Source organism: Pantoea sp. PNA 14-12 (genome assembly GCF_004364735.1).
In the GTDB taxonomy this organism is placed as follows: Bacteria; Pseudomonadota; Gammaproteobacteria; order Enterobacterales; family Enterobacteriaceae; genus Pantoea; species Pantoea stewartii.
This window is the reverse complement of sequence record NZ_SOAJ01000003.1, coordinates 462,665-475,819: the sequence shown is the minus strand read 5'-3', so window position 1 is coordinate 475,819 and position 13,155 is coordinate 462,665. Positions and strand designations below refer to the sequence as shown.

Sequence of the window (13,155 nt, the reverse complement as noted above, 5' to 3'; positions counted from 1 at the left end):
CATGTCAAACTCTTCACATATCGCAGTACTGGCGGGCGACGGTATCGGCCCGGAAGTGATGGCGCAGGCTATCAAGGTATTAGATGCCGTTCGTCAGCGCTTTAATCTGCGTATTACCACCAGCGAATACGATGTGGGTGGCATCGCCATTGACCGCCATGGTGAACCGCTCCCCCCAGCCACTGTAGCCGGTTGTGAGCAGGCTAATGCGATTCTGTTCGGTTCCGTGGGCGGGCCAAAATGGGAGCACCTGCCCCCGGCTTCCCAGCCCGAACGTGGCGCGCTGCTTCCCCTGCGTAAGCATTTTAAACTGTTCAGTAACCTGCGCCCGGCGGCGCTGTACAGCGGTCTCGAAGCGTTTTGTCCACTGCGCAGCGATATCGCGGCACGCGGTTTCGACATTCTGTGTGTCCGTGAACTGACCGGCGGCATCTATTTTGGTCAGCCGAAAGGACGTGAAGGTAGCGGTCCGCATGAACGCGCGTTTGATACCGAAGTCTACCATCGCTTTGAAATCGAACGTATTGCACGTCAGGCTTTCGAGTCCGCCCGCAAGCGCCGCAACAAAGTCACCTCCGTGGATAAAGCCAACGTACTGCAAACCTCGGTCATGTGGCGCGAGATCGTCAACGAGATTGCGAAAGATTATCCCGATGTGCAGTTGAGCCATATGTACATCGACAATGCCACCATGCAGCTGATTAAAGATCCTTCTCAGTTCGACGTGCTGCTGTGCTCAAACCTGTTTGGCGACATTCTGTCAGACGAGTGCGCGATGATCACCGGTTCTATGGGCATGCTGCCCTCAGCCAGCCTGAGCGAAGACGGCTTTGGCCTCTACGAACCGGCTGGCGGCTCCGCACCGGATATCGCCGGGCAGAACATTGCCAACCCGATTGCTCAGATTTTGTCGCTGTCACTGCTGCTGCGCTACAGCCTGAACGCCGATGAGGCCGCTGCCAGTATTGAACGCGCCATCAGCCGTGCGTTAGCCGAAGGTTACCGCACCAAAGATTTAGCCGGTGATGGCCCTGCGATTAGCACCGATGAGATGGGCAGCATCATTGCTCGCTTTGTCGCCGAGGAAAAATAATAAAATGAAAACTTTATACCAGAAGTTATTTGATGCACATGTCGTTCACGAAGCGCCGAATGAAACGCCGCTGCTCTATATTGACCGTCACCTGATTCATGAGGTGACCTCACCGCAGGCGTTTGATGGCTTGCGGGCGCACGGTCGTAAAGTGCGCCAGCCGTCGAAAACCTTCGCCACCATGGATCACAACGTTTCTACCCAGACCAAAGATATTCATGCCTCGGGTGAAATGGCCCGTATTCAGATGCAGGAGCTGATCAAGAACTGTGCGGAATTTGGCGTGCAGTTATATGACCTGAATCACCCGTTCCAGGGCATCGTGCACGTCATCGGTCCGGAACAAGGCATGACCTTACCGGGCATGACCATTGTCTGCGGTGACTCGCACACGGCTACACACGGCGCTTTTGGCTCGCTGGCCTTCGGTATCGGTACCTCTGAAGTCGAGCATGTTTTTGCCACCCAAACCCTGAAACAGGGCCGTGCTAAAACCATGAAGATTGAAGTGACAGGTACGGTTGCCCCGGGCATTACGGCGAAAGATATCGTGCTGGCCATTATCGGCAAAACCGGCAGCGCGGGCGGTACCGGCCATGTTGTCGAATTCTGTGGTTCCGCGATCGAAGCGCTGAGCATGGAAGGCCGCATGACGCTGTGTAACATGGCTATCGAGATGGGCGCAAAAGCCGGTCTGGTGGCCCCCGATGAAACCACCTTCGCCTACCTGAAAGGACGTCAGTTTTCACCGGAAGGTGAGAAATGGGCGCAGGCCGTTGAATACTGGCGCACGCTGAAATCCGATCCGGACGCGAAATTTGACCGCGTCGTGACGCTGCGTGCAGAAGAGATCGCCCCGCAGGTTACCTGGGGAACGAACCCTGGGCAGGTTATCGCGGTGGATGCGCAGATTCCCGACCCGGCCTCGTTTGCGGATCCCGTGGAGCGGGCATCCGCAGAGAAGGCGCTGGCTTATATGAACCTGCAACCCGGTATCAAACTGACCGACGTCAGCATCGATAAAGTCTTTATTGGTTCCTGCACTAACTCGCGCATCGAAGATCTGCGCGCCGCCGCCGCGATTGCCAAAGGGCGTAAAGTTGCGCCGGGCGTTCAGGCTCTGGTGGTGCCAGGTTCAGGCCCGGTTAAAGCCCAGGCCGAAGCCGAAGGGCTGGATAAGATCTTTATTGAGGCCGGATTTGAATGGCGCCTGCCTGGCTGCTCCATGTGTCTGGCGATGAATAACGACCGCCTGAATCCCGGCGAGCGTTGTGCTTCAACCAGTAACCGTAACTTCGAAGGCCGCCAGGGCCGTGGCGGACGGACACATTTAGTCAGCCCGGCGATGGCCGCTGCTGCTGCCGTTAATGGCCATTTCGCTGATATTCGCAGCCTGACATAAGGACGCCATCATGGCAGAAAAATTTACGCAACATACGGGTTTGGTGGTGCCACTGGATGCCGCTAACGTCGACACCGACGCCATCATTCCAAAGCAGTTTTTGCAGAAAGTGACGCGTGTTGGTTTCGGTGCGCATTTGTTTAACGACTGGCGTTTCCTGGACGATCACGGCCTGGAGCCCAATCCGGATTTCGTGCTCAACTTCCCGGAGTACAAAGGGGCATCCATCCTGCTGGCACGTGAAAACTTTGGCTGTGGTTCGTCACGTGAGCATGCGCCATGGGCACTGACCGATTACGGTTTTAAAGTCGTCATCGCGCCGAGCTTTGCCGATATTTTTTATGGCAACAGCTTTAATAACCAACTGCTGCCGGTCACGTTGACTGAGGAGCAGGTAGACGAATTGTTTACCCTGGTAAAAGCCCGTCCGGGCATCCGCTTCGAAGTGGATCTGGAAGCGCAGGTGGTTAAAGCCGGCGACAAGACCTACAGCTTTAAGATTGATGATTTCCGTCGCCACTGCATGCTGAACGGACTGGACAGCATCGGCCTGACGCTGCAGCACGAAAGCGCGATTTCAGCTTACGAAAATAACCAGCCCGCCTTTATGCGCTAAGCTTCGTTATCACCGTACGGCCCGGTCTGCTGACCGGGCTTTTTTTTGTCCTGCGCATCTCACTGGCGCGGATCACGCCTCTTTGATTCTTCTGATCATCACCAACGTAACCAGCGAAATCGCTGCAATCACCCAGTACACACTGCCGTGCCCAAAATGTTCAACCAGCGCACCCTGACATAGCCCCGCCAGGATAATCCCGGTCGAAATGCTGTTAGTAAACAGGGTGGTGGCCGCGCCCGCCCGTCCAGGCATCAGATCCTGAAACCACAACATGCCAATGCCTGCGACCACGCCGATAAACAGGGCGTTAAACACCTGCAGGATCAGCAGCGCCAGATGGCTGTGAAACAGGATAAGGCCGCTGTAGAACACGACGGCAGCAGCCACGGCGGCGGCCATCATATTCCGCTTGCCCCATCGTTTGGCGTAAAAGCCCGCCACGATCATGACCGGGATCTCCAGCCCGGCAGCCGTACCCATTAAGATTCCGGCCAGATTTTCAGGTAAGCCCAGATCCGTACTGATCCATAACGGCATGTCGATGATATACATGGTGTTGCAGGTCCACATCAGCGTCGATGCGGCAAACAAAATACGTACATCACGAATACGCCAGCCACTCAGCGGAATTCCGCCTGACTGCATCAGGGACGCGGTGCGCGGCACCGAGGGCACCGTGAACCAGATCAGCAGAAAACAGAGAAAAAACAGCCCGGCGGCCACGCTGAACAATGTGACAAAGCCAAAATTCAGCGCCAGCGCAAATGACAATGGCGGGCCAATCACCCAGGCCAGAGAGACCTGAGCACGCATGATAGAGCTGAACATCACCACTTCGCGCGAAGCACTGTCGGCATATTCACGCGCCAGGGCAAAAAGCTGCGGCATGGCGACATTCGCCAGCGACGACAGCAGTACGCCCAGCGTTATCAGCGTCAGATAATGGCGGGTAAAGGCGAACAGGAGCGCGTTTGCCAATGCCAGCATGCAGCACAGCAAGATGATATTGCGGCGATCGCCGACCCGGTCGGAACGTTTTGCGATCATCATGCTCACCACAATCCCGGCAACGGCATTGAGGGTAAAAAACAGTCCAACCCACAGCGGCGGCACCTGCACTTCTCGCGATAAAAACAGGCTCAGCGTCGGTGCCTGAAGCGCGCCCGCTACGCCGAGGATAAAGGCGGTCACCATAAAAGCGAAAAACACTGGATTGAAACGGCGCGAGAATGCTAACAAAGATTTCATGCCTTATCCCTGACAGAACAACAATAGAAACGGGAAGCGTGTCCCCCGACCATAACCTGCAACGTAAAAAAAACCAGCAGAATAACTCTGCTGGCAAAATCGTAGCACACTACTCAGAAGGGACGGGCATCGCTGCCGTCCATGTCAGAGCGCCATCCATCGCTGAATGCCTCCCGCTCTTCCAATGCGAGAAAGTTTGCCTCTAAAATAGGGCAGGAAAAACAGAGCAGGTTTCAGAGGGAGTTCCTCTTTTATGTCGTCATCACGTTTGAAGCAGCAGTTCATTCGTCTGTGGCAGAGCTGTCAGGGGCAATCGCAGGAAACCACCCTGGGTGAACTGGCCGACGCCCTGCACTGTTCACGTCGCCATATGCGGAACCTGCTTAACAGGATGCAGGAAGCCGGCTGGCTCACCTGGCAGGCGGAGGCCGGACGGGGCAAGCGATCCGTGCTCACCTTCTGCTACACCGGACTAACCCTGCAGCAGCAGCGCGCTGAAGACCTGCTGGAACAGGATCGTATTGATCAACTGGTGCAGCTTGTCGGCGATAAAGATCAGGTCAGACAGATGATCAGCGCGCATCTGGGCCGCAGTTTCCGGCAGGGAAAACATATTCTGCGCGTTCTCTACTATCGCCCTCTGCTCAATCTGCTGCCTGGATCGCCCCTGCGTCGGTCAGAAACCCATATCGCTCGCCAGATTTTTAGCGGTCTGACACGCATAAATGAGGAAAAGGGGGAAATCGAAGCCGATATCGCTCATCACTGGCAGCAACATTCGGATCGACACTGGCGCTTTTATTTACGTCCGGCTATCCGTTTCCATCATGGCCGGGAACTCGACATGGACGATGTGATTGCCAGCCTTGAGCGCCTGCGCCAGCATCCGCTGTTTTCCCATCTTCAGCGACTTGACTCCCCTGCCCCCTGGACGCTGGATATCTATTTAGATCAGCCCGACAGCTGGCTACCCTGGCTGTTGGGCAGCGTCAGCGCCATGATTCTGCCGCGCGAGTGGCCCGATATGCGCGATTTTGCCCGTCAGCCCATAGGGACAGGGCCCTATCGGGTCATCCGCAATCAGCAAAGTCAGCTGAAGATCGAAGCCTTCGACGACTACTTTGGCTATCGCGCCTTGATCGATGACGTGTCGGTATGGGTGCTGCCCGAAATCAGTGACGAAGTGGTTTATGCCGGTGTTCGCCTGCAGGGCGAACAGGCCGATGAGAAACAGGAAGAGAGTCGGCTTGAAGAGGGCTGCTACTTTTTACTGTTTGACCAGCGCTCCGCGAAGGCAGGCGAACCGGGCATTCGACGCTGGCTTAGCTTCCTGCTTAACCCCATTGCCTTACTGAACAATGCGGATCTGGGTTACCAGCGTTACTGGTTTCCTGCTTACGGCCTGCTGCCCCGCTGGCACCACCGGCGCGATTTGACACCGGTAGAAAAACCCGCCGGTCTGACGCACCTGACGCTGACCGTTTATAACCAGCACATTGAGCACGTCAGTATCACCGATGCCTTGCGTCCACTACTGGCGCAACACGACGTGACGCTGGACGTGCGTGAGGTCAGTTATGAATCCTGGCATCAGGGCACAGGTGAAAGCGATATCTGGCTCGGCAGCGTCAACTTTACCCTGCCCCTGGACTATTCTCTGTTTGCGCTGTTATACGAAGTCCCGTTGTTGCAGCACTGCCTGCCGGTGAACTGGCAGCAGGATGCTGCGCGCTGGCGTGAGAAAACGCTCCCCCTTGCTGAATGGGCGAAACAGCTGGTTGAAAGCAACTGGCTTCATCCGTTGTTTCATCACTGGCTGCTGCTGGAAGGCCAGCGCAGTATGCGCGGGGTACGGATGAATACGCTGGGGTGGTTTGACTTTAAATCCGCTTGGTTTGCACCGCCCACGCTGTGATCCTTTCCCGGCGGGCATTAAATGACTAGAATGTGACGTTCTCAACGGGGTGCCTCTTTCCATCATGTCAGAGCGCTGAGATATACCCGTCGAACCTGAATCGGTTAATGCCGACGTAGGGATTTGAGAGGCAACTTTGCTCAGATCCTTTGCGACTCAACCCTGCCGCTATAGGAGCGCAAAGTGTTAAAAAACGTCCTGCCCGTGCTGCTGTTACTCTCTGCCCCGGTCTTCGCGGCCAAACCTGTCCTGACGGTTTACACCTATGATTCGTTTTCCGCTGACTGGGGACCGGGTCCGGCCGTTAAAAAAGCCTTTGAAGCCCAGTGCGGTTGCGAACTGAAATATGTGGCCCTGGAAGACGGGGTTTCGCTGCTGAATCGCGTCCGTCTGGAAGGCAAGAACAGCAAGGCCGATGTGGTCTTAGGGCTGGATAACAACCTCCTGCAGGCCGCGCAACAAACCGGGCTGTTTGCCAAAAGCGACGTTGATACCGGTAAATTGCAGGTTCCCGGCGGCTGGAAGGACACCACCTTTGTGCCCTTCGATTACGGCTACTTCGCGTTCGTCTATAACAAAAACACGCTGAAAAACCCACCAAAGAGCCTGAAAGAACTGGTCGAAAGCCCCGAAAAATGGCGCGTGATTTATGAAGATCCCCGCACCAGCACGCCGGGCCTTGGCCTGCTGCTGTGGATGCAAAAAGTCTACGGAGACAAGGCGCCTGAAGCCTGGCAAAAGCTGGCAAAGAAAACCGTCACGGTGACCAAAGGGTGGAGTGAAGCCTACGGTCTGTTTCTGAAAGGCGAGAGCGATCTGGTGTTGAGCTATACCACGTCGCCGGCTTATCACATTATTGAAGAGAAGAAGGATAACTATGCCGCGGCACCGTTTGCCGAAGGCAACTATCTGCAGGTGGAAGTGGCAGCCCGCCTGGCTAACAGCAAACAACCAAAACTGGCAGAGCAGTTTATGCAGTTCATGGTCACGCCCGCTTTCCAGAATACGATTCCAACCGGCAACTGGATGTACCCGGTGATCAAAACCGACCTGCCTGCAGGCTTTGCTTCACTCAGCGTGCCGAAGACGGCATTACAGTTTTCGCCTGAAGCCGTCGCCAGCCACCGTTCACAATGGGTCAGCCAATGGCAACGCGCCGTGAGTCGCTGATCCCCTTCTGGCTGATTCCGGGTTCACTCGCCACGTTGCTGCTTTGCAGCGTGGCGTTGTCAGCTTTTGCTGCACTGTGGATGGCGGCCCCGGCGACCGACTGGCGCGCGGTTCTGCAGGATACCTATCTGCATCATGTGATTGGCTTTTCATTTACGCAGGCGCTGCTCTCCGCCCTGCTCTCTTTGCTGCCGGCCATTCCGCTGTCCCGGGCTCTCTATCGACGCCGTTTTCCTGGCCGTCAGGGATTATTACGCCTGTGCGCCATGACGCTGGTCTTGCCGGTGCTGGTCGCGGTATTTGGTCTGCTCACTGTCTATGGTCGGGTGGGCTGGCTGGCCCGGCTTTGCGCCTGGCTTGGCGTGGACTATCACTTCTCGCCTTACGGGCTTCAGGGCATTTTACTGGCCCATGTTTTTTTCAACCTGCCGCTGGCCACGCGCCTGATGCTGCAGGCGCTGGAAAGCATTCCGGCCGAACAGCGTCAGCTTGCTGCACAGCTGAATATCCGTGGCTGGCATCACTTTCGGCTCCTTGAATGGCCGTGGCTACGTCGCCAGTTACTGCCTACCGGTGCGTTGATTTTCATGCTCTGCTTCGCCAGTTTTGCCACGGTTCTTTCACTGGGTGGCGGGCCGCGGGCCACCACTATCGAACTGGCCATTTTTCAGGCTTTAAGTTATGACTACGATCCGGGACGCGCCGCACTCCTGGCGTTGATTCAGCTTTGCTGCTGCCTGGTGCTGGTGCTTCTCAGTCAGCGCTTCAGTCACGCCATTCCCGCTGGCAACACGCAGCGCCAGGGCTGGCGCGATCCGCAGGATTCCGTGCTGGCGCGCATCAGTGACATTGCTCTCATCGGTTTAGCCTTGCTGTTACTGCTACCGCCCCTGATCGCAGTGATTATTAATGGCCTGGACGGCGGACTGCGCGGCGCCTTGCAACAACCGGCGTTGTGGCAGGCAACATTCACCTCACTGCGCATCGCCCTGGGCGCTGGCGTGCTGTGCGTGTTACTGACGACCATGCTGCTCTGGAGCAGCCGCGAACTGCGCCTGCGCCAGCGTAAACTCGCCGCACAATTTATGGACACCAGCGGCATGCTGATCCTGGCCATGCCGGGTATCGTGCTGGCAACCGGCTTTTTCCTGCTGCTGAATGCCACTACAGGGCTGCCCGATGCGGCGGATGGCGTAGTGATGTTCGCCAATGCACTGATCGCCATTCCCTATGCCCTGAAAGTGCTGGAAAACCCGATGCGGGATATCGCAGAACGCTACAACCACCTGTGCGGCGCATTAGGGATCAGCGGATGGAACCGCCTGACGCTGATAGAACTCCGTGCACTGAAGCGGCCACTGGCACAGGCGCTGGCGTTTGCCTGCGTACTGTCAATTGGAGACTTTGGCGTCGTGGCGCTGTTCGGTAACGCCGATTTCCGTACGCTGCCTTTCTACCTCTATCAGCAGATTGGTGCCTATCGCGGGGCCGACGGAGCCGTTACCGCATTACTGTTGCTGGTGCTCTGCCTGTCTCTGTTTACTCTGATGGAAAAATTACCGGGTCGCCATGCTGACACTGAATAATCTGACTTACCTGTATCAGCATTTGCCGATGCGTTTTTCCCTTCACGCCGGGCGCGGCGAACGGCTGGCGATTCTTGGTCCAAGCGGCGCGGGTAAGAGTACGTTGTTAAATCTGATTGCCGGCTTTCTGCCCGTCAGCCAGGGCAGTCTGATAATGGATGGCGTCGATCATACCCACAGCGTGCCCGCTCAGCGCCCGGTATCGATGCTGTTTCAGGAAAACAACCTGTTTCCGCATCTCAGCGTGGAACAGAATCTGGGGCTGGGCTTACATCCCGGGCTCAGGCTGACTGCGGACCAGCGTCAGCAGGTAGCCACCATTGCACAGCAGGTCGGGCTCAGTGAGATGCTGTCGCGCCTGCCAGGCCAGCTCTCAGGTGGACAACGTCAGCGCGTAGCGCTGGCACGCTGCCTGCTGCGCGAGCGGCCGATATTACTGCTGGATGAACCTTTCTCGGCGCTTGATCCGGCACTGCGTGGCGAGATGCTCAACCTGGTGCGTACCGTCTGCGAAGCCCGTGAAATCACATTACTTATGGTGTCGCACAGTCTTGAAGATGCGCAGCAGATTGCGCCACGCAGCGTGGTGGTGGTAGATGGACGGGTTTACTGGGATGGCGCAACGGACCGGCTGCTGTCAGGGGACGTGCGGGAAGCCGATGTGCTCGGCATCCCACGTCGTTAACCGATAAAGACCTGCCACAGCAGGTGGCGGAAAACTGGCATCATCGGGTGAAACTGAATACCGACGAAGGCCGCAACGGCCACGACCAGGCCCAGTGGCGCTAGCCAGCGCAGTCGTTCAGGCGGCAAATACGCGGTGGCCCAGTCGCGGGTCTTTTCACCGCGCCACCAGCGCCAGCACAGCCAGCATCCCAGCCACACCACAAGGGCAACGGCAACCAGCAGCCAGATAAAGTGACCGCCCTGGGCTTCTTTCGGGACATCAATCGCCACGCCTGCCAGAATCCCCGGCAACAGATAAAGCGGGGGCCATAAAATACAGCCGATCAGATTGGGGGGCAGAAACTTGCGTACCGGCAATTCCAGCATACCTGCCGCCAGCGGGATCAGCGGGCGAGTGGGTCCCACAAAACGGCCGACCAGAATGGTAAACATGCTGTGCTGATAGAGCGCATGTTCGGTTTTATCCAGCAGCCCTTTGTATTTTTGCAGGTACTTCCAGCGATGAAGCGGCCCCTGAAACTTCCAGCCAATCCCGTAAGAAACCCAGTCGCCAAGCAGACAACCGACGAAGCCAGCGGCCCAGGCGGGATACAAACCGATCTGCCCACTGCCCACCAGCGCGCCAAGGCTCGCCATCATCACGGTGCCGGGGAGCAGCAGCCCCACAAACGCCAGTGACTCCAGAAACGTCACCAGCGCCACGGCAAACAGCGCCCACTCCAGCGACTGTGTAATCAGGTGTTGAACCCAGGCTTCCATATCAATCCTCAGAAAAAGCAGAAGGCTGGATTGTCCAGAGCAGACATCACAGCGTCAAGGCAAGAATTGTAGGCCAATATTGACAAAACGCACCGGGAGACACTGTATAAATATCCATGTTATACTTTTTAACCGCATGTCCGATTCGCTATCAGCCTGGAGAATACGTGAATAAGCCCCGCGCAGGGTTTCTGCTGAGCCGTCACTGGCGCGATACGCCGCAAGGCACCGAAATTACGCTCTGGCTGGCCACCGATGACGGTGCTCAGCGCGTCGTGCTGCCCGTGCAGGAATCGGTGACGTTTATTCCCTGCGAGTACCAGGCGCAGGTCGAAACGCTGCTACAGGACGAGCGCCAGGTGCGCATGCAGCCTCTCCAGTTAACCGATTTTCGCCGCCGGCCGGTATTTGGCCTTTACTGCCGCCAGCATCGCCAGCTTCAGTGGATTGAAAAGAAACTGCGCGAAAACGGCATTCCCCTTTACGAATCCGATATTCGTCCGCCTGAACGCTATCTGATGGAACGGTTTATCACCGCGCCCGTGTGGTTCGATGGTGACGCGCAGGGCGATGCGCTGGTTAACGCCCGGCTCAAACCGCATCCTGACTACCGCCCACCGCTGAAATGGGTCTCACTGGATATCGAAACCACCCAGCATGGCGAGCTTTACTGCATTGGCCTTGAAGGCTGCGGCCAGCGTCAGGTTTACATGCTGGGACCGCCTAACGGCGATGCCAGCGCACTGGATTTCGAACTCATTTACCTGGAAACCCGCCCTCAACTGCTGGAGGCGCTCAATCGCTGGTTTGCCGACCACGACCCCGATGTGGTGATCGGCTGGAACGTGGTGCAGTTTGACCTGCGCGTTCTGCAGAAACATGCCGACCGCTATGGCATTCCGTTACGCCTGGGCCGCCAGCAGGCTGTACTGGAATGGCGTGAGCACGGTTTTAAACCCGGCGTGTTTTTTGCCCAGGCGACAGGTCGGCTGATCATTGACGGTATTGATGCGCTGAAATCCGCCTTCTGGGATTTCCCCTCTTTTAGTCTGGAGTCGGTTTCACAACAACTGCTCGGCGAAGGCAAAGCTATCGATAACCCGTGGCAGCGCATGGAAGAGATCAACTGGCGTTTTGCCAACGATAAACCGGCGCTGGCACGCTATAACCTGAAGGACTGCGAGCTGGTCACACGCATCTTCCATAAAACCGAGATCATGCCGTTTTTGCTGGAGCGCGCCGCCGTTAACGGGCTGGCGGTCGATCGCCACGGCGGCTCTGTGGCGGCCTTCAGCCATCTGTATATTCCCCGCATGCATCGGGTCGGTTTTGTCGCCCCCAATCTCGGCGATGTTGCGCCGGAAGCCAGCCCCGGCGGCTATGTGATGGATTCCCGGCCAGGCCTGTATGATTCCGTATTGGTGCTGGATTACAAAAGTCTTTATCCCTCGATTATCCGCACCTTTCTGATCGATCCCGTCGGCCTCATCGAAGGGCTGGCGCACCCAACGGATGCGGACTCGGTGCCCGGCTTTCGTGAGGCGCGCTTCTCACGCGAAACGCATTGCCTGCCCGCGATTGTGGAACAGATTTGGCAGGGACGCGAAACCGCGAAAAAACAGGGCAATAAGCCCCTGTCACAGGCCCTGAAAATCATTATGAATGCGTTTTATGGCGTGCTGGGCACCAGCGCCTGCCGCTTTTTTGATCCTCGCCTGGCCTCGTCGATTACGCTGCGCGGTCATGCCATCATGCAGCAAACCCGCGAGCTTATTGAAGCCGAAGGCTATGATGTGATCTATGGCGATACGGATTCTACCTTTGTCTGGCTCAAGTCCGCCCGGGATGAAGCCGAGGCGGAAGCAACAGGCCGCGCACTGGCCGCGAAGGTCAATGACTGGTGGCGTGAACATCTCCAGCAGCAATATGGCCTGACAAGCGCACTCGAACTGGAATATGAAAATCACTTTTGCCGTTTCCTGATGCCAACCATTCGCGGTGCCGAACAGGGCAGTAAGAAACGCTACGCGGGATTAATTCGTGAAGGCGACAGTGAACGTATGGTGTTTAAAGGGCTGGAGTCCGTCCGGACCGACTGGACGCCACTGGCGCAGCAGTTTCAGCAGGAACTCTACAGCCGGATATTTCATCGTCAGCCCTGGGAAGAGTACGTCCGCACAACCGTAACACAGCTGCTGGCGGGCGAACTGGACGATCAGCTCATTTATAAGAAACGCCTGCGTCGTCCGCTGAAGGAGTATGAACGCAATGTGCCGCCTCACGTGCGCGCCGCCCGTCTGGCGGATGAACACAACCGTAAACTGGGTCGGCCGCTGCAATATCAGACCGGAGGCCGCATTCGCTATGTGATAGCGACGGGCGGCCCCGAACCCGTTGAAGCCCGGACCACGCCGCTCGACTACGATCACTACGTCACGAAACAGCTGCAACCTGTTGCCGAAGGCATTTTGCCTTTCGTCGAGGGTGACTTTGCTACACTGATTACCGGGCAACTGGGGCTTTTTTGACAGGTGACGAATGCCCTGCCATCCAGTACCATAACGCCCTTCCTCAAAACTCACTGCTCTGACATACGCACCAGGCCCCTTTTGCCTGGTTGACATGCTATTGCCTGAGAATGGGGAACACCTTCAAAAACGTTAAAAATTCGAGCAA

General features: G+C 56.8%; 10 protein-coding genes and 1 riboswitch. Of the genes, 8 read left to right on the top strand and 2 right to left on the bottom strand.

Annotated elements, in window-relative coordinates:
- Position 1: 1 nt before the first annotated feature.
- Genes leuB through leuD form a run of 3 tightly spaced genes read left to right on the top strand, consistent with a single transcriptional unit; the run spans position 2 to position 3,111 of the window.
- The gene (gene leuB, locus C7434_RS13260; RefSeq protein WP_006117661.1) at positions 2–1,093 is read left to right on the top strand and encodes a 3-isopropylmalate dehydrogenase; all 1,092 of its coding nucleotides are present in this window, start codon (positions 2–4) and stop codon (positions 1,091–1,093) included.
- Positions 1,094–1,097: 4 nt separating this feature from the next.
- Positions 1,098–2,495, top strand: a complete 1,398-nt coding sequence (gene leuC, locus C7434_RS13255) for a 3-isopropylmalate dehydratase large subunit (protein WP_006117660.1) — start codon at positions 1,098–1,100, stop codon at positions 2,493–2,495.
- 10 nt (positions 2,496–2,505) lie between these two features.
- Positions 2,506–3,111, top strand: a complete 606-nt coding sequence (gene leuD, locus C7434_RS13250) for a 3-isopropylmalate dehydratase small subunit (RefSeq protein ID WP_033740246.1) — start codon at positions 2,506–2,508, stop codon at positions 3,109–3,111.
- 72 nt (positions 3,112–3,183) lie between these two features.
- On the opposite strand, the gene C7434_RS13245 is transcribed toward leuD, so the two are convergent.
- Entirely contained in the window at positions 3,184–4,362 is a 1,179-nt protein-coding gene (locus C7434_RS13245; RefSeq protein ID WP_133745527.1) for an MFS transporter, read from the bottom strand.
- Positions 4,363–4,615: 253 nt separating this feature from the next.
- Here C7434_RS13245 and sgrR point away from each other — a divergent pair, with 253 nt between their 5' ends.
- The 4 genes from sgrR to thiQ all read left to right on the top strand — a co-directional run bounded on the left by sgrR (position 4,616) and on the right by thiQ (position 9,718).
- Positions 4,616–6,277 carry an HTH-type transcriptional regulator SgrR gene (gene sgrR, locus C7434_RS13240; RefSeq protein ID WP_110267854.1) on the top strand — a complete coding sequence of 554 codons (1,662 nt, stop codon included), beginning with the start codon at positions 4,616–4,618 and terminating at the stop codon, positions 6,275–6,277.
- 35 nt (positions 6,278–6,312) lie between these two features.
- A riboswitch (TPP riboswitch) is annotated at positions 6,313–6,417 on the top strand.
- Positions 6,418–6,460: 43 nt separating this feature from the next.
- The gene (thiB, locus tag C7434_RS13235; protein ID WP_054634688.1) at positions 6,461–7,447 is read left to right on the top strand and encodes a thiamine ABC transporter substrate binding subunit; all 987 of its coding nucleotides are present in this window, start codon (positions 6,461–6,463) and stop codon (positions 7,445–7,447) included.
- Complete coding sequence (thiP, locus tag C7434_RS13230) at positions 7,423–9,033, top strand: thiamine/thiamine pyrophosphate ABC transporter permease ThiP (protein WP_133745526.1); 1,611 nt, start codon at positions 7,423–7,425, stop codon at positions 9,031–9,033. Before thiB ends, thiP begins: the two co-directional genes overlap by 25 nt.
- Positions 9,017–9,718, top strand: a complete 702-nt coding sequence (gene thiQ, locus C7434_RS13225) for a thiamine ABC transporter ATP-binding protein ThiQ (protein WP_133745525.1) — start codon at positions 9,017–9,019, stop codon at positions 9,716–9,718. Before thiP ends, thiQ begins: the two co-directional genes overlap by 17 nt.
- Here thiQ and C7434_RS13220 read toward each other — a convergent pair.
- Complete coding sequence (locus C7434_RS13220) at positions 9,715–10,479, bottom strand: DedA family protein (RefSeq protein WP_006117654.1); 765 nt, start codon at positions 10,477–10,479, stop codon at positions 9,715–9,717. The two genes, thiQ and C7434_RS13220, sit on opposite strands and share 4 nt — an antisense overlap.
- A 167-nt stretch (positions 10,480–10,646) precedes the next feature.
- On the opposite strand from C7434_RS13220, the gene polB reads away from it, so the two are divergent.
- The gene (gene polB, locus C7434_RS13215) at positions 10,647–13,007 is read left to right on the top strand and encodes a DNA polymerase II (protein WP_033740235.1); all 2,361 of its coding nucleotides are present in this window, start codon (positions 10,647–10,649) and stop codon (positions 13,005–13,007) included.
- Positions 13,008–13,155 lie beyond the last annotated feature (148 nt).

What these genes read in the sequence shown, in the direction of transcription:
- leuB (WP_006117661.1), top strand. Translation starts at nt 2, where the DNA reads ATGTCAAACTCTTCACATATCGCAGTACTGGCGGGCGACGGTATCGGC.
- leuC (WP_006117660.1), top strand. Translation starts at nt 1,098, where the DNA reads ATGAAAACTTTATACCAGAAGTTATTTGATGCACATGTCGTTCACGAA.
- leuD (WP_033740246.1), top strand. Translation starts at nt 2,506, where the DNA reads ATGGCAGAAAAATTTACGCAACATACGGGTTTGGTGGTGCCACTGGAT.
- C7434_RS13245 (WP_133745527.1), bottom strand. Translation starts at nt 4,362, where the DNA reads ATGAAATCTTTGTTAGCATTCTCGCGCCGTTTCAATCCAGTGTTTTTC.
- sgrR (WP_110267854.1), top strand. Translation starts at nt 4,616, where the DNA reads ATGTCGTCATCACGTTTGAAGCAGCAGTTCATTCGTCTGTGGCAGAGC.
- thiP (WP_133745526.1), top strand. Translation starts at nt 7,423, where the DNA reads ATGGCAACGCGCCGTGAGTCGCTGATCCCCTTCTGGCTGATTCCGGGT.
- thiQ (WP_133745525.1), top strand. Translation starts at nt 9,017, where the DNA reads ATGCTGACACTGAATAATCTGACTTACCTGTATCAGCATTTGCCGATG.
- C7434_RS13220 (WP_006117654.1), bottom strand. Translation starts at nt 10,479, where the DNA reads ATGGAAGCCTGGGTTCAACACCTGATTACACAGTCGCTGGAGTGGGCG.